This is a genomic window from Leptospira ryugenii, from assembly GCF_003114855.1.
In the GTDB taxonomy this organism is placed as follows: domain Bacteria; phylum Spirochaetota; class Leptospiria; order Leptospirales; family Leptospiraceae; genus Leptospira_A; species Leptospira_A ryugenii.
The window spans coordinates 555,724-577,119 of sequence record NZ_BFBB01000002.1 but is presented as its reverse complement, the minus strand read 5'-3'; the positions used below and the strand labels follow the sequence as shown (position 1 = coordinate 577,119).

At 40.6% G+C, this 21,396-nt stretch carries 22 protein-coding genes and 1 pseudogene; 6 read left to right on the top strand and 17 right to left on the bottom strand.

Annotated elements, in window-relative coordinates; genetic code table 11:
- Nucleotides 1-2: 2 nt before the first annotated feature.
- Nucleotides 3-947 carry a THUMP domain-containing class I SAM-dependent RNA methyltransferase gene (locus DI060_RS03510; protein ID WP_439956879.1) on the bottom strand — a complete coding sequence of 315 codons (945 nt, stop codon included), beginning with the start codon at nt 945-947 and terminating at the stop codon, nt 3-5.
- A 188-nt stretch (nt 948-1,135) separates the two neighbouring features.
- Complete coding sequence (bfr, locus tag DI060_RS03505; protein ID WP_108973721.1) at nt 1,136-1,612, bottom strand: bacterioferritin; 477 nt, start codon at nt 1,610-1,612, stop codon at nt 1,136-1,138.
- A 79-nt stretch (nt 1,613-1,691) separates the two neighbouring features.
- Here bfr and DI060_RS03500 point away from each other — a divergent pair, with 79 nt between their 5' ends.
- The 4 genes from DI060_RS03500 to DI060_RS03485 are packed head-to-tail and all read left to right on the top strand — an operon-like array spanning nt 1,692 to nt 5,610.
- Nucleotides 1,692-2,795 (top strand): thiolase family protein, encoded by a 1,104-nt coding sequence (locus DI060_RS03500; protein ID WP_108973719.1) that lies wholly within the window; start codon nt 1,692-1,694, stop codon nt 2,793-2,795.
- On the top strand, nt 2,792-3,862 hold the full coding sequence (gene waaF / locus DI060_RS03495; RefSeq protein WP_108973717.1) for a lipopolysaccharide heptosyltransferase II: 1,071 nt from the start codon (nt 2,792-2,794) through the stop codon (nt 3,860-3,862). Before DI060_RS03500 ends, waaF begins: the two co-directional genes overlap by 4 nt.
- Complete coding sequence (locus DI060_RS03490; RefSeq protein WP_108973715.1) at nt 3,859-5,157, top strand: aminopeptidase P N-terminal domain-containing protein; 1,299 nt, start codon at nt 3,859-3,861, stop codon at nt 5,155-5,157. Before waaF ends, DI060_RS03490 begins: the two co-directional genes overlap by 4 nt.
- Before the next feature lie 9 nt (nt 5,158-5,166).
- The gene (locus DI060_RS03485) at nt 5,167-5,610 is read left to right on the top strand and encodes a MarR family winged helix-turn-helix transcriptional regulator (RefSeq protein WP_108973713.1); all 444 of its coding nucleotides are present in this window, start codon (nt 5,167-5,169) and stop codon (nt 5,608-5,610) included.
- On the opposite strand, the gene DI060_RS03480 is transcribed toward DI060_RS03485, so the two are convergent.
- The 13 genes and pseudogenes from DI060_RS03480 to rplU all read right to left on the bottom strand — a co-directional run bounded on the left by DI060_RS03480 (nt 5,607) and on the right by rplU (nt 16,348).
- Entirely contained in the window at nt 5,607-6,371 is a 765-nt protein-coding gene (locus tag DI060_RS03480; protein ID WP_108973711.1) for an enoyl-CoA hydratase/isomerase family protein, read from the bottom strand. The two genes, DI060_RS03485 and DI060_RS03480, sit on opposite strands and share 4 nt — an antisense overlap.
- Nucleotides 6,372-6,444: 73 nt before the next feature.
- A complete protein-coding gene (locus DI060_RS03475) occupies nt 6,445-7,626 on the bottom strand; it encodes a M20 metallopeptidase family protein (protein WP_108973709.1) in 1,182 nt (393 codons plus the stop codon).
- Entirely contained in the window at nt 7,623-9,200 is a 1,578-nt protein-coding gene (locus DI060_RS03470; RefSeq protein WP_108974042.1) for a TolC family protein, read from the bottom strand. The genes DI060_RS03475 and DI060_RS03470 overlap by 4 nt, the downstream gene beginning before the upstream one ends.
- A 335-nt stretch (nt 9,201-9,535) precedes the next feature.
- Nucleotides 9,536-9,901, bottom strand: a complete 366-nt coding sequence (gene rsfS, locus DI060_RS03465) for a ribosome silencing factor (RefSeq protein ID WP_108973707.1) — start codon at nt 9,899-9,901, stop codon at nt 9,536-9,538.
- A 1-nt stretch (nt 9,902) separates the two neighbouring features.
- Nucleotides 9,903-11,054, bottom strand: a complete 1,152-nt coding sequence (locus DI060_RS03460; protein WP_108973705.1) for a LytR C-terminal domain-containing protein — start codon at nt 11,052-11,054, stop codon at nt 9,903-9,905.
- Nucleotides 11,051-11,638, bottom strand: a complete 588-nt coding sequence (gene yqeK, locus DI060_RS03455; RefSeq protein ID WP_108973703.1) for a bis(5'-nucleosyl)-tetraphosphatase (symmetrical) YqeK — start codon at nt 11,636-11,638, stop codon at nt 11,051-11,053. Before yqeK ends, DI060_RS03460 begins: the two co-directional genes overlap by 4 nt.
- Nucleotides 11,631-12,254 carry a nicotinate-nicotinamide nucleotide adenylyltransferase gene (locus tag DI060_RS03450; protein WP_108973701.1) on the bottom strand — a complete coding sequence of 208 codons (624 nt, stop codon included), beginning with the start codon at nt 12,252-12,254 and terminating at the stop codon, nt 11,631-11,633. The genes yqeK and DI060_RS03450 overlap by 8 nt, the downstream gene beginning before the upstream one ends.
- Nucleotides 12,235-13,491 (bottom strand): glutamate-5-semialdehyde dehydrogenase, encoded by a 1,257-nt coding sequence (locus tag DI060_RS03445; protein WP_108973699.1) that lies wholly within the window; start codon nt 13,489-13,491, stop codon nt 12,235-12,237. Before DI060_RS03445 ends, DI060_RS03450 begins: the two co-directional genes overlap by 20 nt.
- A gap of 22 nt (nt 13,492-13,513) precedes the next feature.
- Nucleotides 13,514-14,365 carry a glutamate 5-kinase gene (proB, locus tag DI060_RS03440; protein WP_108973697.1) on the bottom strand — a complete coding sequence of 284 codons (852 nt, stop codon included), beginning with the start codon at nt 14,363-14,365 and terminating at the stop codon, nt 13,514-13,516.
- A 2-nt stretch (nt 14,366-14,367) separates the two neighbouring features.
- Nucleotides 14,368-15,366, bottom strand: a pseudogene (gene obgE / locus DI060_RS03435) (GTPase ObgE); the annotation flags it as partial.
- 83 nt (nt 15,367-15,449) lie between these two features.
- On the bottom strand, nt 15,450-15,707 hold the full coding sequence (rpmA, locus tag DI060_RS03430) for a 50S ribosomal protein L27 (RefSeq protein WP_108973693.1): 258 nt from the start codon (nt 15,705-15,707) through the stop codon (nt 15,450-15,452).
- A gap of 14 nt (nt 15,708-15,721) precedes the next feature.
- Complete coding sequence (locus DI060_RS03425; protein WP_108973691.1) at nt 15,722-16,039, bottom strand: ribosomal-processing cysteine protease Prp; 318 nt, start codon at nt 16,037-16,039, stop codon at nt 15,722-15,724.
- Nucleotides 16,040-16,348 carry a 50S ribosomal protein L21 gene (gene rplU, locus DI060_RS03420; protein WP_108973689.1) on the bottom strand — a complete coding sequence of 103 codons (309 nt, stop codon included), beginning with the start codon at nt 16,346-16,348 and terminating at the stop codon, nt 16,040-16,042.
- 113 nt (nt 16,349-16,461) lie between these two features.
- On the opposite strand from rplU, the gene typA reads away from it, so the two are divergent.
- Nucleotides 16,462-18,270: a translational GTPase TypA gene (gene typA, locus DI060_RS03415; protein WP_108973687.1), complete on the top strand. Its 1,809-nt coding sequence runs from the start codon at nt 16,462-16,464 to the stop codon at nt 18,268-18,270.
- Between the two features lie 54 nt (nt 18,271-18,324).
- On the opposite strand, the gene DI060_RS03410 is transcribed toward typA, so the two are convergent.
- A complete protein-coding gene (locus tag DI060_RS03410) occupies nt 18,325-19,767 on the bottom strand; it encodes an AsmA family protein (RefSeq protein ID WP_108973685.1) in 1,443 nt (480 codons plus the stop codon).
- Nucleotides 19,768-19,841: 74 nt separating this feature from the next.
- A complete protein-coding gene (locus DI060_RS03405) occupies nt 19,842-20,267 on the bottom strand; it encodes a hypothetical protein (protein WP_108973683.1) in 426 nt (141 codons plus the stop codon).
- 52 nt (nt 20,268-20,319) lie between these two features.
- On the opposite strand from DI060_RS03405, the gene DI060_RS03400 reads away from it, so the two are divergent.
- On the top strand, nt 20,320-21,354 hold the full coding sequence (locus DI060_RS03400; RefSeq protein ID WP_108973681.1) for a hypothetical protein: 1,035 nt from the start codon (nt 20,320-20,322) through the stop codon (nt 21,352-21,354).
- Nucleotides 21,355-21,396: the final 42 nt, after the last annotated feature.

Sequence of the window (21,396 nt, the reverse complement as noted above, 5' to 3'; positions counted from 1 at the left end):
CCTTAGCTCGTTAAGTTTCGGATTTGGTATTGGACAATTTTTGCTTTAAGATTGGCATGTTTTAGGGGTAGATGTGACTCCTCTTTCATGTTTAGCTTTCCCAAAAGTGAAAATTCACCACACAATAAACTCAATCTCCAAGCAGGAAAATAATTTTTTAAATGCTTTCCTAACTGAAAATAAAATTCTCGAAGATTATCTATTGGTTTTCCAATCCTCTCTCCATACGGAGGGTTCGTTACGAGAAAACCAGGTTTTTTGAAGGAGTTTTTTAATTGTAGTACATCTTGTACTTCAAATAAAATCCAATCTTCAACACCTGCTTCATAAGCATTCTCCTTGGCGATCCGAATCGATTCTGGATCGATATCGTATCCAAAGAACAAGGCTTCCTTAGGTTTTGTTTGAAGAATCTGTGAGAATTCATATTCTGGAAATAAGAGCTGAAAGGTTGGAGATTCTTCTAGAATAAACCGGTTGATTTCTCCATTTAATTTTTGGTAGAGAGCAGCTTCGATTAAAATCGTTCCTGAGCCACACATGGGGTCTACTAAAAGTTCACCAGGTTTCCAACCTCCAAGGTGCAACATAGCTTGGGCAATCGGTTCGCGGACTGGAGCTTTACCAGCATCCACACGATATCCTCTTCGGCCAATTGACTCGCCCGTAAGAGAGATTTCGATACTGAATTTATCTAAAAAAGAGCGAATAACTATCGTTATATCTGCAATCCTTTTGTCAATATTCGGCAAAGGGACTTTTTTTTCACGGAAACGATCTAAAATTGCATCCTTTAATTTGTGTACGGCGAATTGAGAGTTGCCAAGAGAATCTTTTGTTTGTGCATCGATCCGAAAGCTATGCTCAGTGGCAATCCATTGTTCCCATGCAATTTTTTTGCATTTTTCATAGAGCTCATCGTAAGATTGAGCCTTTTCTTGGATCAATTGGAAATTGATTCTAGAACTGAACCGAGTGGAAAGTGCAAATTGTATGATATTCTGTTTTTTTCCGGTGAAAAAAATGCCACCTCGATTTTTGGAAACAATCGTGAGTTGGGATTTGAGGATCTCCTCTTCGACGAGAGGGCTAAGGCCCTCTCCGCAAACTGCATGGTATATGTGAGACTGTGTTTTTATGTACTATCTCCTAGTTTTTGAGACAAGTAATTTGGTAAACCGATCTCTTTGATGACATTTTGTTGGGTTTCGATCCAATCAATATGCTCTTCTTCTGAAACCAATATTTTTTCCAAAAGCTCTCTTGAGCCATTGTCTTTACATTGAACGGCTACATCGATTCCTCGGTTCAGTCGCTCTACTGCACTATACTCTAATTGTAAGTCATTTTCCAACATGGAAGGTACATCCTGTCCCACATTGATTTTCATATACTTTTGAAGGTCAGGGATACCATCTAAGTAAAGGATGCGTTCAATGACTTCATCAGCGTGTTTCATTTCCTCTATGGATTCTTTTTTTAGATAATCACCTAATTCTAAGTAACCCCAATTTTTGCAAAGTTTTGCATGAATGAAATATTGATTGATCGCTGTTAACTCCGCAGCCAACACTTCCGCCAAGATGTCTAAGATTTCTTTTTTACCTTTCATTGTTTTTCCCGCCCGGCTTCGCTATAATTAGGAAACATAAAATGCTTTCACTTTTCAAGCAAGCCTAAACTATCAACCCATGACTAAAGTTTACATTCATTCACCTTCCTTGAGTCAATTCGGTAAATGGAATGGAAACTCATTATCACTTTCAACAGAAACTGCGAAACTATCTCTTCAATCCTTTGATGCACAGAAAATCGAATTTCTCATATTTGCAAGTTTTGCTCCGGAACAATACACGAAGGAATTCCACCTTCCTACTAAAATATTGCAAAATCTTGGATTACAAAATGCGTTTTGTATCCGATCCGAAACTGCTTCCTCTGCGGGAGCTTCTGCCTTTCAATTAGGAGTGAATCTGATTCTCAGTGGCAGATATAAGCATGGAATGGTTTTGGCCACTGAGGTGATGTCACAGTTCAACCGAGAAGAAAACAATCTTTTGTTAGGTTCCGTTCTCTCAAGGAGACAACAACAATTGCGTATGTCCATGGCACAAGGGGGAGCCATGATTACGAGACGCTATTTAAGTATGTATGGTTACCAGAGTAGTGACCTTTATTTTCTCTCTAAAAAACTCCATGACAATGGTTTGAAAAATCCAATCGCACAAATCAAAAAGAATTTGTCGGAGAAAGAGTATGAAAACCAAACGATGATATCCTCTCCTTTGGGACTCTATGACATTTCCCCTTTATCCGATGGTTCAGCTGCGCTTGTACTTTCTACCGATCCAAGTCAAATCTCTGTAAAAGGGATGGGCCATGGGACAGGAAAATTTTTGAGTTCGGCAGAGCCTAGTTTTTCTGCGAGTGTGATTGCCTTCCAAAGAGCATTTGCGGAAGCAAAGATCCAAGCCCGCGAGATCAATTTTGCAGAATTGCATGATGCATTCACCACTTTTGAATTGATTGGAGCGGAGGATGCAGGTCTTATCCCGAGGGGAAAGGCCTTACAATGGGTGAAAGAGGGCCTTAGCCACCCAGAAGGGCAACTTCCTATCAATGCCTCTGGGGGCTTAAAGTCAAGAGGTCATCCTATCGGGGCCTCGGGCCTTGCACAAATCGTAGAAATTTGTCGTTTTTTTCCCAGTCGAAAGGAGCAAAGGTTTGCACTTGCGCACAGCATTGGTGGACTAGCTACTAACAATTTTGCTACGATTTTAGAAAGAAATTCATGAAGGAAAAAATCCTTATACTGCAAACGGCTTTCCTAGGAGATTTGGTTCTCTCCACTCCTTTCTTCCGTGCCTTGCGTCTCTTGCACCCGGAAGCAGAGATCCACCTTGTTTGCAATTTAGGTACCGAGTCGATCTTAGAAGGAAACCCAGATTTAAATGCGGTTTTTCCCATTGATAAAAAGGGAAAACACAAAGGTCCTTGGGGCTTTTTTCAATTTGCTTTGGCTTTGAGAGAGGAAGGGTATAGCAAGGTGTATGCCGCTCACTTTTCCTTTCGTTCTAGTTTGTTAAGTTGGCTAACAGGCGCTAAAGAGCGAATTGGCTACCAAGAATCAGGTTTTGCCTTTCTCCATACAAAAAAAGTACCTAGACCGAAGATGGGTATGCATGAAGTTGATAAACTGTTTTCACTTTGCTACGATTCCACTGTAGACTTCCCTTCAGGGAGAAATCGACGGCCGTTTCTTTATCCGAGAAAGGCTGATTCGGATGCCTTTTGGAAAATAGCCAATGAATGGAAGTTAATCCCAAAATCATACATCATTATTGCTCCTTCTTCCCTTTGGGAAACAAAGAGAATGCCGGAAGAAAAATTTGTCTCTCTTATTTCATACATCCTACGGAAACGGAAAGAAAGCATAGTTCTTGTTGGATCAAAAGCGGACATCTCCATCCAACAAAGAATTGATCAACTATTAAAAATACAGCCCTTAAAACCTAAAGAGAGGCAAAGACTTTTTTCATTGATAGGGAAAACCAGCTTAGGTGAGTTAGCTGTTTGGATTGAAAGAGCCAAAGCCTTGGTATCCAATGATTCCAGCCCCATACACTTTGCCTCTGCATTTGACATACCCACAATTATGATCTATGGAGCTACTGTGCCAGCATTTGGTTATTCATCACTTTCAACTAAACAAAGGATCATGGAAGTAGGAGGGCTATCTTGTCGTCCTTGTGGGATACATGGCGGGAGAGAATGCCCAGAGGCTCACTTTAAATGTATGTTAAACCAGGATCCAGAAAAAATCTTTAGGTCCTTAAATGAGATCATAGGGAGCAAATCATGAACGATTGGAAAACGGAACTTTATAAAAAAAGAATCAAAGAAGTCCAAAAATTTTTACCCGATGGCGCATTACTACTGCTATTTGCTGCAAATCATAAAATTAGAAATCGAGATGTAGAATATAAATTTAGGCAGGATTCTGACTTTTTTTATTTAACTGGAATAGAAGAGGCAGATGGCATTTTATTTATTTCTAAAGATAAAACTGGGATGTTTTGTTTAGAAAAAGATAAAAACAAAGAGATATGGACAGGGATTCGCCTTGGAAAAGAAAAAATCAAAGATGCGCTTTCCTTGGACCAGACCTTTGACCTTTCTTCTTGGGAAACAGAAAAGTACAAGCTAATAGAAGGTTACCATTCATTGTATTATTTCTTTGGATATGATCGCGACCGGGATGCGTCTTTATTGCAACTAGTTCGAGAAGTTTCCTCTCGAGTGAGAGAAGGAAAAGTCGCTCCTTCTCAAATTGTGGAACCAAGTTTTTTGCATGAAATGCGATTGTACAAAACAAAAGAAGAGATAGCCCTTTTACAAAAAGCCGCAGAAATTACGGCCCTTGGCCATACCCGCATCATGAAGGCAGTGAAGCCAGGAATGTTTGAATATGAATTGGAAGCAATTCTGGAAGAGTCATACCTGAGCCAAGGAGCTTGGGGTGGGGGCTATGGTCACATTGTGGCTGCAGGTAAGAATGCCTGTGTCTTACACTATGTATCCAACAACGCAGAGATTGCCAAAGATGCCTTAATACTGGTCGATTCAGGAGCAGAGTTCCGTTATTACACAGCGGACGTAACTCGAGTATTTCCAGCTGGAAAAAAGTTTTCTCCCGTCCAAGCAATGGTTTATGAAATAGTTTTAGCTGCGCAAAAAAATGCAATACGACTCTCAGTAGAAGGCCAAGAATTTAATGAGATCCATGTAAAGACCTGCCGTTTTTTAGCAGATTGTCTAATCGATATGAAACTTCTGAAAGGGTCGCTTGATTCCGTCATGGAATCTGGAGCCTACCGCAAATTCTATATGCATAGAACAGGTCATTATTTGGGAATGGATGTACATGATGTCGGTACTTATTATACGAATGGAAAAAGTAGAAAGTTAAAGAATGGTCAGGTGATAACAGTCGAACCGGGACTCTATTTTGATCCCAATGATGAAACCATTCCAGGTGAATTTAGAGGTATAGGAATCCGCATTGAGGATGATATCTGCATACAAGGAAAAACCCCTCTCAATCTAACAGCGATGATTCCCAAAGAAATTTCTGACATTGAAGCATTGAGAACTTAGCATTTACTTGTGGCGAATTCACAAAGATTTAATTCTATAAAATTTATTGGAAGGCTATCTGAATTCCTTGTAGAGGTGATCGAAACTGAGCTCGATAAGGCGGGATACCAAAACCTTTCCGCTACGCATTTTGAGATTATGACCTACCTTATCCGAAAGAAATCACCTGTCAATATGACCACTATTTCCGAATCGATCCACCGAAAGAAACCCACCGTAACGATACTGGTTCATAAATTAGAAGCTATGGGACTTGTCCAAAAAGAAAGTAGCAAAGAGGATAAACGTGAATATATGGTGAGTCTTACAAAATCGGGGAAGGAATTTCGAAAAGTCGCTCTGCGTATCTCTGCTAAAGTATTCTCTCTGAAACTTTGGGGAGTAGAGCCAAAAGAATCAGAGATATTGTTCCAAATTTTAGAAAAAATTTATCTACATACCAAAAAATCTTAAAATTTAAATTCTGGTCTTCTACCTTGAACACTTGCTGATACGCCCTCTTTCGCATCGGGAGATTGTAAGCTGGCCAAAGTAGTAGGTATATCGTCATTGATGAGATCTTCGTAATTCTTACGAAGTTTTCTTAATGCAGATTTCGTTTGGGACATGGCTGAGATAGAATTTTTAACCAATCGATTCACAAATTTATCCGTAGCTGATTTTAAGCTAGTTGCATCAGGGTGGACTTCGGTAAACATACCTAAGGTGAATGCCTCTGATGTTTTTAGAGCATTCCCTGTTAAGATGTGGTCCGATGCATTTTTGTATCCTATGACATCGGATGCAAGCATTGCCACAAAACTAGGAACAGGGATTCCTATCTTGACTTCTGGAAGTCCGATTCTCATTCCATCTAAACCCATTCGAAAATCACTCGCAAGTGCAATCATCGCTCCGTAACCCATTGCATGTCCCGAAACCTCTGAAATCACTGGAAGAGGGTAGCTATAAATCTCTTTCAAGATAGAGTAAAAGTAACCTAAAAATTTCCTTAGTACCGCATCATCCGCTGAACCGCTAATGGTTGCCAGATCCAAGCCAGTCGAGAAAACTTTTTCTCTGCTGCTACGAATCACAAGAGCCTTTCCTTTTTCGGACTTAGCTTTCAATATAGTTTCTTCAAATCGTTGGAAGGATTCGAGATTAAAACTATTCGATTCATTTGTGTCCAGAGTGATGGTCTGGATTCCAGCTTCATTTTTATAGTGTATCATGATGAGAACTCTCCAATCAGTTAGATATCTAACTAATTTTTTAAAAGGGGTGGAAAGTCAAGAATTTCGAGATTTAATCTTTGGAAAGATAGAGGCGGATGACTTCTTTCATGACGGCCAGGCCTACTGGCATGGCATCCTCATCAAAGTCGAAAAAAGAACTGTGGTGTGGATGGATCAGACCTTTTTTTTCATTACGGGAACCGATAAAAAAATAGCACCCAGGCCGCGCCATTAGAAAGGCAGAAAAATCTTCACCGCCCATCGTTCGGGTATTTTCTTCAGTAAGACAATCAGATCCGAGCACATTCCTCGCAGCCTGTCTTACAATGTTTGCCATTTCAGGATCATTGATCGTGGGTTTATCGATTCTAGTGTACTTAAAATCAATGTCCGCTCCGAATCCTTTGGCAACAGAACGAACTAAAGATTCTAATCTCTCAGGAAACAGATTGTAAACTTCTTTTGAATAGGTACGAACTGTACCCTTCAGCTCGGCAGATTCTGGGATCACATTGAAAGCATTGCCAGCATGGAAACTGCCCACGGTTACAACACAAGGTTCTAATGGATCTACATTCCGAGATACTATACTTTGCAAGGCAGTTACCAAATGAGACCCGACTAAAATCGGATCGACAGTGTGTTGCGGAAGGGCACCGTGCCCACTTCTGCCCTGTACTCGTATCACAAATTCATCAACCGATGCCATCATGGTTCCGTCCACAACACCCACTTTTCCTATGTCAATGTGGTTCCAAAGGTGAAGAGCAAAACATGCGTCTACGTGGTATTTCTCAAGGATACCTGCTTCTATCATACGGTTGGCACCAGAACCACCTTCCTCGGCTGGTTGAAAGCAGAGAAGAACTCTTCCTTTTGGTACGATCGCCTGGAGATGTGTTTTTAAATCAGAAGCAAGTTTCATCAAGATGCTAGTATGGCCGTCGTGGCCGCAGGCATGCATCTTTCCATCAATTTGGCTTTTATACTCATGTTTGGTTTCTTCGAAAATGGGTAGGGCATCCATATCCGCGCGAACCATCACTGTGGGACCAGGATTACCTGAGTCTACCAGGCACACCACTCCCGTTTCTGCAATTTTGTCTTCAAAACCAAAGTTTAAACTAGAAAGGTGTTTGGTAACGAATGCAGCTGTTTTCTCTTCTTCATACTTTAACTCTGGCGTTTTGTGAATGGTTCTTCTGTATTGGACCATATCAGATAAACCTGAGTTTGGAAGAGATGGCTTCATAGTTTTTCCATTTCTTTGGCGGCTCTTTTTTCTACTTCTTCGAGGATCTCATAAATATTCAGTCCGTATTTTTCAAAGAGTGAATTTTTAGCCAATTCATAGCGAATTAAATTGATATTAAAATTGATCCTAGCTTGAGTAACAGCTAGTTCGGTTTGAGCAAGCGCATCCAAAGCGTTTTTTATGTTTACTGCAGTGAATCTTCCTTGTCTAAAACGAGAAAGTAGACCTGAATAAAATGCTTCATTTTCTTTTTTCGTTTTTTGGATATCTCGTAGAACTTGATGGCTTGCGAGTAATGATTCGTATTTATTATCAATATCTTGTTGAATCTCTTGTTCTAGATTACTGATTTGTAAATCTAACATCTGTAAGTTTGTTTTGGCGTCACGTATCCCTGCTTTTACACCCTGATCCCATAGAGGGTAACTCATCTTGAGTTCAGCATTTATTTGTGGGAAATTATTCATATAATTTAATCCCATCTGTTGTCTGGCGATAAAGTTCTCTTGGGGAGACATGAAATTCTGGTTAATAGAACTGTAGGTCAGACTAGCCTTTAAAGAAGGTTGGTCTTCATCTTCCGCGTTGCGAAATGCCAAACCTGCAATTTCTTTTTGTCGCTTCAAAATCAAGTAATCAATTCTATGTTCAAGTGCATAAACTTTATCTTTTTTTAGATCGATGCCTTTCGGTAAGTCTTCAGACAAATCTGTAACTCCAGAAATTGAAGAACCGGTATCGGCATTCAAAATACGGATCAAATTTCGTTCCGCTTCTACTCTATCAACTTTTGCCTTTTCCAATTGAGATTCTACTTTAAATACAGCTTGGTTCCACTGGTTGATTTCAAAGCTCTCCGATAGGCCTAAACTTTGTTTACGTCTTGTCAATGAACGGATCTCCTCTGTATTTTTGAGAAGCCTTTCATACGTTGCAATTTGTGAATCAATGATACTCAAAGACCAGTAGTCTACAAGAACCTTCACCACAACTTGCGTTAACAAATTGATATAATTCTCTCTTACGAGTAAAGTTTGGTTTTTCAAAAGCTTTTCTTTGTCTGCTTCTGTTCTACCGAATCCATATTTTAATAATTCTTGGGAAAGCGTAAAGGAGACAGCCCCTGTATACATTGGTGGAGCAGCCAAAGCCGTAAAATTTGAAGTAAGAGGGTTGAGCGGGTCTTCAAAGGCATTTGTGTCAAAACGAACGGTCGACACTTCAGCTTTGAAGTATGTGCCAGTTTGGAATTGTTTTTCAATGCCTGCTGAAATTCTATCTTGAGAACGCTTCGTTCCCCCAAAGATATTGTTTCGATTCTCGGGAAATTCCTGTTTGGCTGATTGGATTCCCGCAAGCGCTTTCCAGGTAAAACGCGATTGGTTTTTCAATTCAGGAGAATCCGCCTTCGCAATTTCGAGTTTTGCATTTTGAACAATCGTATTGCTTTCGATGACCTTCTGGACTGCTTCTTGTATGCTCAGTTTTAATAGAGGTTTAACCTTGGAGTCCTCATTTGTTGGGAACGGATTTGTATTCACGACCCATTCCGATTCTCGGAAACGAGTCATTTGGTCCTCAAAAGTCTCCTCACCAACCAGGGAAAATAGAGGGAGGGCAAAAAAAATCATTAACCATTTGGTCAACATTCGAATGTATCTGCCGTTTCCTGCATTTAATTGCGTCGATCGTTTCACAAGTAGGCCTTAAAAACTCCCTCTTTCTACAAGATCAAAAATAGAATGGCGGAAGCAAGAAAATTTAAGTGATGAGGAGAGAAACTGAAGGGGACAAAGCATCCTATTTTAGACTAGGTCTCATCCAGAATGCAAAGAAGAAAGTTGTACGTGAAAAGTAAGGAACCTTTTTTCAAACGTAAGGTGGTGTTTTTAATTACAAAGACTCACTATAATTGGATTGGACTTGCATCTCCCCAAAGTCGTTCAAGTGCATAGTAATTTCTCATTTCCTCGGTCATAATATGGATACAAATCTCACCATAATCCAAGAGAATCCAACCTGTAGCATCTTTGGGTAGGTCTGTGATGTGATTTCTCCGCTCTGCAAGTTTTAGCGGTTTCATAAATTTCTCGATATCCTTTGCCACACTTCTTCCTTGGGTTTCCGTTTTTACGGTGGCAATCACGAATAAGGAAAGATAAGAATTAACCGATCTCAAATCTAGGATCTCAACCTTTTCACATTTTTTCTCTGTTAGACTTTTTTGGATACGTTTGAGATGCGAGAGCGTTTCTTCACTAAGTTTGGTCATTTTATTCCTTTGAGTTCTGAAAGTCTTCCCCTAGAATGACTGTTGCGTCTAAGCCTAGATCTTTTCGCAAAGCGTAGAACACCTTTCTACCTTGAAATGTTTCAGATATGATATCTGTATAATGTGTATTCCCCGAGCGATTCAAAATGACGCTCTGGGTAAACGAAGAATCCCAAGCATTGTCCACAGACAATACTTTGAGTCCTTTGTCATTTAACAAAGATTTACCGTAGCGGGCAAGCCCACTTTTTTGAGTTCCATTCAATACTTCGATTCTCGCTCTTTCGCCATCTACAAAATAAGCAGATCGAATATCAGAAGAAAATTTTGCAAAGGCAACTTTTACAGTTTCTTCATTCGCTTTTAAAATTTCATCTTTTTTCTTGGCTCTTAGGATAGGCTCTGCTGGTAATTCGGAGACTCCAAAGGTAAACTTTTCTTTTTTAAATAAATCGAAGAGAGATTCCCATTCTTTCAAGGAAAGATTGTTTTCGATTTGTTCATGTAAAAAGCCTACCTTTGTCTTGTTGAATGATTCCCCTTGGTGGTGGATTGCCTCGAGGAAGCTGAGAAACATACTCTCCTGGATTTCCAGTCTATGTATATAGTGAATGAGTTTTTTTTCTTTTAGGTAAGAAATCACATCGAATGCATCTTCGCCATCTAGTCGGTAGATCTTCTGTTTACGTTCATAGCGTTCTGTAACTCGATTGCTTTTTGGTTCGAAGAAAAATTCTATCCCTCCCAATAGGTCTACAGTCTTTCTGAAAGAAGAAGCTTTAAACGTAATTTGATTTGGAATCGATGCATCAAATATATCTTCCAGAGATGACTCAAGCTCATCGGGAGCTTTTTTCCCATAATCCTCCAAGGTCTTTTCATCTTCTAAACTTGTGAGTGGGTTGATAAAAAATAAGGCAGCCTTTTTTTCTTGGCTGTAAAATTCCGCATACACCGAAAAAAGGAATTCATCTTTGTCCGAAAGAAAGTGAAAGAGGACAACAGTCTTTTTCCCCCCTCCAAACCTAAGCCCCGTGCCTCCGCCAGATTTATTGCGTAGGAAAAGGCTTAAGAGAGCAATGCAAAAGATCCCAATCGCCGCCGCGAGAAGGATTTGATTCAAACTAAATTTTGATCTAGGATCTCGAGTCATTCTGTATTCTTTGGTAAGCTGTTGTGATAGGTTTCCAATGTAGTCTCAGAGATTGGACGTTTGCTTTCAATCAGATTATTTATTGTTTGAGATGCTTTGAGGTTGACTCCAAAGTTAAGGTCTTTTTCAACCTTCTCTACCCAAAAGGGAAATAGCTCTTGTCTACCTGCATACTCTGAACCTAAAAAATCAGATGCGTAGAGGATTTTTTCCAATAGGCCCATGTTTTTTCCACCCATAGTATGAGATCGAATTGCTTGGAAAACAGACGCATCTTGATACCCAAATTCGATTTCAATATAAATGGGAGCAGACCAGGCATGGTATGCTTCTTTCGGCATTGTTTTGACTTGATCGAGTAGATTTTTTATGCCAAAAAGATCCAAATGAAATTCTGTTTTCTTTTGTTTTGTAATGTCATGAAGTATGCCCGCAAGATAAGCTTTTTTTTGATTCTGGTTGTGATTTAGATCGGAAAGTCTTTTGGCAAAATTGGCTACACGCAAACAATGTTGCCATCGACTCTCTGTTATATGCTTCGGAACTTCTTTGCTAAAGAACTCGATCCAATCATCTTCACTCATTATCTTCTGAAAACCATCCTATTTCCACGAGTCTTCCCAATACTTTCTCCTCCAAGTGAATCTTTGCCAGGGAGAGCTTCCGTTTGTTTCGGATCATTGTGGAAGAAATATCCCAAAGTGGATTGTCGTATACTTTTGATTTGTTTCGAATGGAATTGTTGGGAAATTTAATTTCAACAGGTGAGGGAGTATGCCTTCTGAAAATAAGGTAGCTACTCACAAGTTGATTGATACGATCATATTGGAACCAAGTAGGTAGTGTGAGGATACTATCTTCACCCATACAGAGTGAAATCTTCGTTTGGCTGTAATTAGATTTTAATTCTTCCAGAGTCTCCACTGTATAGCTTTTTTCTTTCTTTGAGATTTCAAGACTACTCAATTCCGTATTCTCATCCAAAATGGAGGCAAAGTTCCATTTGCATAGTAACAAAATGTCTTCACGTAATAAACTTTTTTGGTCTTTAAATGGAGATTGGTAATTAGGTACGATAAGTATCTTAGTTTTTGAAAGGTAATCCTTTTTTAATATCCTTACCATTTCTAAATGTGCTAAATGGGGAGGATCAAAGCTACCTCCAAAGAATATTAGATGATCATACTCTTGTTTGGCCATTCCCAGTAACAAATGTAGTTGTTGTAGTTAAATGGATGAGTCCCATGGGACCTCTTACATGCAATTTGCCAGTAGAAATTCCTACTTCAGCTCCCAATCCATACTCACCACCATCATGAAAACGGGTGGAGCAGTTCACAAAAATGGAAGCACTATCTAAACGACTTTGGAATTCTAAAATATTGCTTTGGCTCTCGGACAGAATGCATTCCGTGTGACCAGAGCTATAGCGCTCTATGTTTTGAATCGCTTCCTCCAGATTCTCGACAATTTTTACGCTCAATCGATTATCTAGAAATTCAAGGTAGAAGTCTTCCTCGCTTGCTTTATTTGCTTTTGGATAGAAGGGAAGAGATTTTTCATCTAACAAAAGTTTAACATCATTTGCAGCTAATGCTTCCAAAAGTGAGGAAATGTCTGGATAGTCTCTATGAATAAATAAATTCTCAAGCGCATTGCAGACACCGGGTCTCTGCATTTTAGAGTTCAAAAGGATGGGTAAAACAATCCCTTCTTTTGCGCTCGCATCGATGAATAGGTTTGTGACACCCTTGTCATGCTTCACTACTGGAACTTTGCTATTTTTGCTAACAAATTGGATAAGAGCTTCCCCACCTCTTGGCACTATGATATCGATCAATTGGTCCAATTGAAAGTAAGGCAACATCGCCTCCCTGTCGGTACTTTTTACAAAGACGACACAATCGGAGCTAAGTCCTTCGGCTATCAAGGCTTCATGGAATAAGCCACTGAGGATTAGATTTGAGTGAAATGCCTCTGAACCTCCTCTTAGAATGCATGCATTTCCCGATTTAAAGGAAAGGGAAGCGATATCCACAATTACATTCGGTCTTGATTCAAAGATGGTCATTATGACACCAATGGGTACCCGCTTGGTTATGAGTTCTAAACCGTTTGGCAATTGTACTCCACGGACGACCTCTCCGATTGGGTCGGGTAAAGAAACAATATCTTCGACACTCTTTTTCATAGAGAGGATTCTCTTTTCATCGAGGAGCAAACGATCGAGGAGTGCTTGGCTAAGTCCCTTCGATTTACCGTTTTCCATATCTTTTTTATTTTCAACTATGATGCTTTGCGCATGGCTTTCCAGTAGTTGAGAAAACCTTTTGAGAACCGCATTTTTCTTTTGGGTAGAAAGACTCCGAATGAACTTTACACTTTCTTTTGCTTGTTTGGCATGTGTTAGTGCTTCTTTTTCATAATCTGTATTCATTTGAAATCCTTCCTAAGTCGACTCACTGAAAAAATCTTTTTTGAACTTCTTTTTCTGTTGGTGCAAAGAAATTTATCTTTGGATTGGCAATCAAGGTGCCAATGTTTGGATCTTGAAAAAACTGGGAGATGATGTTTTTTCTTTCCCCATTTAAAATCACAGTTTTCATTCCGAAAGGAAGGATGTACTTTGCTGCCTTTAATTTGGTCATCATGCCACCAGTTCCTGGACCGGATGGACCTAATGCATACTTCTCCTCAGCCTCGCCAATCTCTTGCAAAAAAGGAACAGGCTTCCCATCCTTTAGATATCCATCTACACTCGTTAGGATGATGAGCATTTCGGCTCCCACAGTGGCGGTTACAATCGATGAAAGTACATCATTGTCACCCAGATTAATTTCTTCGGTTGAAATAGAATCATTTTCATTTACGATAGGGAGCACACCCCAATCCAATAGTTGTTGGAAGGTGTTTTTTAAATTTACAAAGTTTTGCGCTTCTCCCAGATCCCTTCGGCCAAATAGTATCTGTGCAATCGGGATATTGACTCGACTAAAAAAACTTTCATATAAATTCATGAGCCGATTTTGGCCCATTGCCGCGAATGCTTGTTTTTCGGCCAAAGCGATTTGCGAATTTGGCTCAGAGAGTTTGATCTTTGAGTAGAGACGTTTTCCTTGCGCAATGGCACCAGAAGAAACCAAAATCACTTTTTTGCCCTGGTCCCGCAAGGCACGGATTTCTCCCACCAAACCATATAGAAAATCATTTGTTTTTTCAGGGCTTGTCGAAACACGTGCCGATCCTATTTTGATCACAATTGTTTTTGTATCTTTCAAGGATTTGAGTAGGTCTATTCTTTCTGTGCTCATGTAATTTGGTCCGGGAAAAACACTTCGTCCATTTTGTCCAATAATGCATCGAGGTTTATATCTTTATCTGCTGATATCAAAAAAACTTCACCTAAGTGTGAATAGGATTTCTGTACTTCCAGAGAAAAATTCGGATCATCCCAGATATCAATCTTATTGATCACAAGTAGGTAGGGTTTTTGCAATAGAGCTTCGTTATAGGAACCTAATTCGTTGCGGAGCATACTCAGCTCTTCTTCTAGGTAAAGATTACTTCCATCAAACAAAAATAATATCCCTCGAACCCGTTCGATGTGTTTCAAAAAAGAGAGGCCTAATCCCACTCCTTTGGAAGCACCTTCAATGATACCAGGGATGTCCGCAACAGTATATCTATATAAATCTTCATGGCGCCTAACAACTCCCAAATTGGGAGAGAGTGTTGTGAAGGCATAGCCAGCAATCTTTGGGTGTGCTTGTGTGATTTTAGCAAGGAGAGTAGATTTTCCCGCATTGGGCAGTCCAACAATCCCAATATCAGCAATCAGTTTTAATTGCAGTAGTATAGAAAATCGTTGTCCATCCTCGCCTGGTTGCGCAAAACGGGGAGTTTGGTGGGTAGAGGATTTAAAGAAAGTGTTTCCCTTTCCACCTCGACCTCCTTGGGCAAGACGAACCGTCTCTCCATCTTTTGTAAAATCGTAGAGCAACTCTCGTGTTTCGAAATCGAAGATTTGGGTACCGATAGGAACTTTTAGGATAAGGTCAGCTCCGTTCTTTCCATGCCTTTGGTTGCCAGTTCCTGCTTGTCCATCTTCTGCAGAATACAGGCGGTCGGGTAGATACTGTTCAAGTGTTATGACCCGGGTATCGGCAAGGAAAACCACATCTCCTCCATCTCCGCCGTCACCACCATCTGGACCGCCAAACTCTACAAATTTTTCTTTATGGAAGTGTACAGATCCCGCGCCGCCGTGACCGGCCTGGATTCGGATCTGGATTTCATCTATGAAATTTGACATTGTTTTGAATAAAAAAAACCCGTCCGAGTCTCACTCCAAACGGGTTCTTCCTCCACAACTCCCAGCCTAGGCTAGGGTTTGGATTAAAGTTTTGGGTAAACCGAAACTTGTTGGCGCTCTTTGGTTACGTATTCAAAAGCTACGACACCATCAGTAAGAGCGAAGAGGGTATGGTCACGACCAATTCCAACATTTTTACCAGGTTTGAATTGTGTGCCACGTTGCCTTACAATGATATTGCCAGCAACCGCGACTTGACCACCAAACACCTTGACTCCCAATCTCTTGGATACCGAATCTCTTCCGTTCTTTGTGGATCCACCACCTTTTTTTGTAGCCATTGTTTACCTCTTATTTATTGCCTTTCTTTTATTTTTAGGATGTTAGGGTATTGGGTTTCTAAGGAGCGAAGGCCAAATCGAACAAGCTCCATTGCTTGTTTGTAGGCAGTGCGCTTTTCAGCTTGCAAGCTCAGCTCCAAAAAACCATTTTCCTTTCTTTCGTGGGAGAGCACCCCTTCCTTTGCCAGATAAGAGTGAAGTGTTTGGCCTAGCATCGAAACTGCGGCACAAAGCAAATTCTCTCCTGGAGAACCAAACTCGATCGGTGCATGACCCTCTATCCGAAACCCTTCTATCAATCCTTCCTTAATTTGAATCTCTATGATGACCAACTAAGCGCTGATGGAAACAACCTGAAACTTTTGGAGTTGTTGTCTATGTCCCCATGCCTTCTTATAATTTTTTCTCTTCTTGTATTTAAAACCGTGGATCTTGTCACCTTTGCAGTCTTCTATGACCTTAAGAGTGACCTTTGCCCCAGAAAGTACGGGGGAGCCAACGTTCACCTTATTTTCACTGGATAATAAAAGAACTTTGGCATCGAAGCTATTGCCCACTGCATTGGCAGTTTTATCTGCTACGAAAATCTGGTCAGCAGAGACCTTAAATTGTTTGGCTCCAAGCTCAATAATGGCGAACATATACCTTTCCTAATGTAAAACTAGCTGTTCTTACCAGGATTTATAGGAACATGGGCTTGTCAATGGCAAATGCCCTAGACAGCCTAGAGCATTCCTAATTTTTGGTAAAAACAATGGAAATACGAAATATCGCCATCATTGCCCACGTCGACCATGGGAAAACTACCCTGACAGATTGCATCCTCCGCCATACAGGAGCCGTTACCGCTAAAGAAGACCGTGAAAGGATCATGGATTCCAATGCTTTGGAACAGGAAAAAGGGATTACAATTCTTGCCAAAAATACCTCTGTAAAGTATAAGAACACCCGTATCAACATAGTCGATACTCCTGGCCACGCCGATTTTGGCGGAGAGGTGGAACGAGTTCTGTCTATGACAGATTGCACTTTGCTTCTGGTGGACGCGTTTGATGGTCCCATGCCTCAAACCCGTTTCGTGCTGGGCAAGTCTTTACAATTGGGCCACAAACCCATTGTCGTTGTCAACAAAGTGGATCGAGACGGAGCAAGGCCTGCCTTTGCTGTTGATAAAGTATTTGATTTGTTTAGCGATTTGGGAGCCACAGAAGAACAGTTGGACTTTCCCATCATCTATGCTTCGGCAAAACAAGGTTGGGCGGTGAATGAGTTAAAGGATTCTCCAGGAGAGAATATTGAACCGCTTCTCGACAAAGTCCTCGCACATGTTCCTGCTGTAAAATCGGATGACCAAAGACCTTTGCAATTCCAAGTAGTGGCTCTTGACTATAATGACTATGTAGGAAGGATCGCCATCGGTAAAATCTACGCAGGCACATTGAAAAAAGGACAGGATGTCACTCTCGCAAAGACAAATGGCCAAACTGCCAATTATAAAATCACAAAAGTGTATGGCTATGAAGGATTGCAACGCTACGAAATGGACGAAGCAGTTTCTGGTGATATCGTAGCGATTGCAGGTATCCCAGACATGTTCATTGGAGATACGGTTTGTGATTTAGGTAATCCCATTCCATTGCCGGCCATACAAGTCGAAGAACCTACGGTCTCCATGTTTTTTATGATTAACAATTCCCCCTTTGCTGGCAAAGAAGGGAAATTTGTTACCACTCGAAACTTACGGGAAAGACTAGACCGTGAATTAGAGACAAACGTGGCACTTAAGTTAGAAGAGACAGAAGATAAAGATCGATTCAAAATTTTGGGAAGGGGAGAATTGCACCTTTCTGTCTTGATAGAGACAATGCGTCGAGAAGGCTATGAGTTGCAAGTTTCCAGACCTGAAGTTATTTTAAAATCAAATGAAAATGGTGAAAAAACGGAACCTTACGAAAATTTGGTGATGGATATGCCAGAGCAGTTCAGTGGAGCTGTGATCCAAGAACTGAATCGACGTAAAGGGGAACTCCAAGGAATGGAGACGCATGCCTCTGGTATAACTCGGGTTGAATATGAGATACCCACAAGGGGCCTTATCGGATTTCGCGGTCATTTCATTTCCGAAACTCGAGGTGAAGGTGTAATGTCTAGCCGCTTCCTTCGTTATGATAAATACAAAGGGGAAATTCCAGGAAGGAAAAATGGAGCTCTCATATCCATGGATTCTGGAGATGCTACTGCCTACGCTCTTTGGAAGGTGCAAGAAAGAGGGGAGCTATTCATTGAGCCTCAAACTGCAGTTTATCCTGGGATGATCCTTGGGATGAACGCTCGTGATTCAGATTTAGAAGTAAACCCAGTACGGGAAAAAAAGCTTACTAACGTAAGAGCTTCTGGTTCAGATGAAGCGATCCGTTTGACTCCTCCCAAAAGACTGACTCTAGAGCAATCCATTGAGTTTTTAGATGATGATGAATTGTTGGAAGTCACGCCTAATAGTTTGAGGCTTAGGAAAAAGATCCTAGATGCCAATATGAGAAAACGGGCAGGAAACGGTCGTTAAATTAAAAAGGATCCACAAAGATATTGTGGATCCTTTTTGCATCGTTACAAACCTTTAAAACCCAAATTTTTTCAATGCATCTCCACCGGGAATTTTTTTAAGTTCGTCTCCAATCTTACCTTTGATAGCTCCTTTGATTGCGCCACCGAGCAGATCAGCCAAAGAACCAATTTCCACACCCAGAGTAACCGAAGGATTTCTGATGTCACCTGATGTTTTGAATGGGATATTGATCCTGTCGTCTTTGATGAGTGAACCTAATACTTTGTTTCTTAGTTCTTTTGGATCACCCGATCCTTTCGTTGCGTCCTTAATTTTTGCGTCCACTCCAGCGATAGATTTTTTGGATTCCTCTTCGTCATAGAGCATACCCATTTTCATCTCATGCTGGTTATTTGTGATGATCAGAAATGAACCTTTATTGATTTGAAGATCATAATTTTTTGTTGGAAAGGTTGGTTCATCTAAGAAAGTAACTTTCCCATCTGCATAAGATACTTTAAAACTTACATCTTTTTTCAAGATTGCCTTTTCCTTCAGCTTATCCAGTTTAAGGCCTGCTTGGTTTAAGATTGGAAGTTCTCCGGCGATCGCATCAAAGGCAGCAAAACCTGAGAGAAAAGAGTCTTCTTGCATAGTTACGTTATAGATAACACTGGGGTTGACAAGCCCTGTTTTTTCCACAAAGGGTGAGATCTCACCATTTGTATCCAATAGAAATTGTGCGGCCTCATTTTTTGCCTTTCCAATGATAGTTACGTCTGCATCGAAATCAACACTCACATGGTTATGATTAGCAAGATCTGCTCCATCGATGTCGATATCCGTCAACTTTAGATTCAAATCTTTTACTTGGATTACTTGGCCAGTTTTTTTCATCAAGACTGATACGTCGGCATGTTCCAAACCTACCAAACCCATCTGGATAGCGATTGGTATGCTCTTGATTGAAAATGGCTCAGATGGTTCATCCTTGGCCCTTTGCCTTTCTTCAGCTTCTTCTTTTTTTCTTTCCGCAATGGCTTCAGGGCTTAGGGCAGGATTGGGTTCTCCATTCACAGTAGAGGGAGTTTTGAAAAGAGTTGTAAGATTGTTCCCTCCATTCTCAAACATGACGAGTGTTATTTTAGGTTCCGAGATAAGTAGTTTCTTTAGCTCAAACTTTTTTTGTAAGAGTGCCAAGAATGAAACTTTTACAGAGGCTTTTCCTATTGAAATTACTGGATTGGAGATTGGCTTTCTTTCCCCTAATGCAGTTCCCTTATCTGCGATAGAATCACGGTATGCTAGTTGAATCCCTTCAATTTCAATACTAGACAAGGCACTAAATAGACTGATGTTTACCTTTTCAACGTTAGCTCTGACGTTGATCGATGATTCAATTTGTTTTACTAAAAATTCATTGGTGATAAAGCTGCCCGCAAATACCAATCCAATGATGAGTAGGGTGAGGATGGTTCCCAAAAATGCCCCAATCCCAATGAGGATTTTTTTCATGTAAGTCTCCTGTCTATAGATGGTTCTAAAATCTTAGAAAGGTGTCAGACTAAAACTGAAAGTAAAGAAAAAAATCAAAGGAATCGGACTGAACTGATGATGTCTGTCAGGTTTTGGAACATTTCCTCGTCAACAGGTTCATCTGCATTGTATGTTGCCAATAGCATCTGTTTTTGATTTGCAATCATATACACAAGCCAGATGCGCCCTTCCTTCTCAAATTCGCAAGCTCTGATAGAGGAGCCTTCGTTATTTTCAAATTCTGCAACTTTATCTTCTTCGTAATCTATCTGGTGGATTTTTAGGTAATTGGCCAGTTCTGCATTTACATCAAAAGAATCTTGCTTGGATTCGAAGGCGTAAAATTGTAAGGCACCTGCACCGTCTGGATGGAAGAAAGCTGGTATCTCCTCCACCACCATATGTTCCCAATGGGCAGGGTACAAAAGCGAGTACCATCCTTGGGGAGACCGAAACTGTTTAAACATTGGCTTGGCCATAGCTTAACAATATTCCCTTGCACATTAAGAAACTCAAGAGAAATTGTAACTAATGAAGAATTCTTTTGCCTTGTTTATATTCACAAGTGCATTCTTTGTTTCGCCTATCAAGGCTCAGTTTTCAGGCTATGAGGAAAATGTATCCTCGGGCCTTGGAGCTGGTTTGTATTCGGAAGGAGTTGGTCTGCGAAACGCACTTGCAAATTCTTCAGGCAATCCTGCACTTTTAGCCTACAACAAATCCTCTTTGGTTTCGTTTGGTCTATTGGCTAACCAACAAAAACAAAGCAATCTTGCATATCAATTCAATGGTTCAGCGTATTACCAGTGGAATGCATCAATGGGCTTCGGAGTGCGCGCGCGGCCAATGTATTCACGTTCCTTCCCAACAGAAGAAAAATTACAAGCATACCAAGGCCAAGTCTTTCTTAGCTATGCACTCAACGACTCCATCTTTTTAAGTTTTGGAATCGGACCTTCACTGGCAAGCCGAGTGGGTGGGATCAGTAGCTATTCACTGAGTGCCTATGCAAGTGTGGGCATAGTGTACGATAAATTTACGTTCGGTATTAGTCTTGAAAGCCCTGGTTCTTTTCGGATGGACTCATTTCTTGGGAGTGAAAGGTTAAGAGAGCGTCTTCCAGAAAGAGTGTCTTTGGGAGTTCAATATGATTTGAATGAATATGTTTTTTTGTATTCAGAACTAAGGCGTGTTATTTGGGAGAGGGCATATTTTAGGTTAAACGGTATAGAAGAAAAACCAGATTATCCCTCCCTTACCATGTTCACCGGATCTTTCGGTCTGGGCTGGAAATATTCTTCCAGCTCTCAAATCCTATTTGGCTTAGCAAACAATACCAGGGCTACTCAATCCTCAGGTCTCCAAAAGATGTATGGTGCCTCGATTGGGTATGCGACAGAATTATTTCCAGATGCCTTTGGAAAGGGTATCTTTTTCAATTGTTTCTTCCAACAAAACCAAATCAGGGGCAGTGAACCTCCGATCGAAGTGGAGCGGACCTTGGGTCTCCAATTAGTGTATGTCCTACCTAGTGTACAAAGTTTAGACAATGACATGTCTAAATAATAAGCATATCGCCTAGCGCAGTGTTTGCAGAGATGTCTTTTT

Coding starts and splice junctions, on each gene's coding strand:
- typA (WP_108973687.1), top strand. CDS start 16,462: ATGGAAATACGAAATATCGCCATCATTGCCCACGTCGACCATGGGAAA.
- rsfS (WP_108973707.1), bottom strand. CDS start 9,901: ATGACCAAACTTAGTGAAGAAACGCTCTCGCATCTCAAACGTATCCAA.
- DI060_RS03450 (WP_108973701.1), bottom strand. CDS start 12,254: ATGGCCAAACAAGAGTATGATCATCTAATATTCTTTGGAGGTAGCTTT.
- bfr (WP_108973721.1), bottom strand. CDS start 1,612: ATGAAAGGTAAAAAAGAAATCTTAGACATCTTGGCGGAAGTGTTGGCT.
- DI060_RS03490 (WP_108973715.1), top strand. CDS start 3,859: ATGAACGATTGGAAAACGGAACTTTATAAAAAAAGAATCAAAGAAGTC.
- waaF (WP_108973717.1), top strand. CDS start 2,792: ATGAAGGAAAAAATCCTTATACTGCAAACGGCTTTCCTAGGAGATTTG.
- DI060_RS03475 (WP_108973709.1), bottom strand. CDS start 7,626: ATGAAGCCATCTCTTCCAAACTCAGGTTTATCTGATATGGTCCAATAC.
- proB (WP_108973697.1), bottom strand. CDS start 14,365: ATGAGCACAGAAAGAATAGACCTACTCAAATCCTTGAAAGATACAAAA.
- DI060_RS03470 (WP_108974042.1), bottom strand. CDS start 9,200: ATGACTCGTTTCCGAGAATCGGAATGGGTCGTGAATACAAATCCGTTC.
- DI060_RS03410 (WP_108973685.1), bottom strand. CDS start 19,767: ATGAAAAAAATCCTCATTGGGATTGGGGCATTTTTGGGAACCATCCTC.
- DI060_RS03445 (WP_108973699.1), bottom strand. CDS start 13,491: ATGAATACAGATTATGAAAAAGAAGCACTAACACATGCCAAACAAGCA.
- yqeK (WP_108973703.1), bottom strand. CDS start 11,638: ATGAGTGAAGATGATTGGATCGAGTTCTTTAGCAAAGAAGTTCCGAAG.
- DI060_RS03405 (WP_108973683.1), bottom strand. CDS start 20,267: ATGGCCAAGCCAATGTTTAAACAGTTTCGGTCTCCCCAAGGATGGTAC.
- rpmA (WP_108973693.1), bottom strand. CDS start 15,707: ATGGCTACAAAAAAAGGTGGTGGATCCACAAAGAACGGAAGAGATTCG.
- rplU (WP_108973689.1), bottom strand. CDS start 16,348: ATGTTCGCCATTATTGAGCTTGGAGCCAAACAATTTAAGGTCTCTGCT.
- DI060_RS03460 (WP_108973705.1), bottom strand. CDS start 11,054: ATGACTCGAGATCCTAGATCAAAATTTAGTTTGAATCAAATCCTTCTC.
- DI060_RS03500 (WP_108973719.1), top strand. CDS start 1,692: ATGACTAAAGTTTACATTCATTCACCTTCCTTGAGTCAATTCGGTAAA.
- DI060_RS03480 (WP_108973711.1), bottom strand. CDS start 6,371: ATGATACACTATAAAAATGAAGCTGGAATCCAGACCATCACTCTGGAC.
- DI060_RS03400 (WP_108973681.1), top strand. CDS start 20,320: ATGAAGAATTCTTTTGCCTTGTTTATATTCACAAGTGCATTCTTTGTT.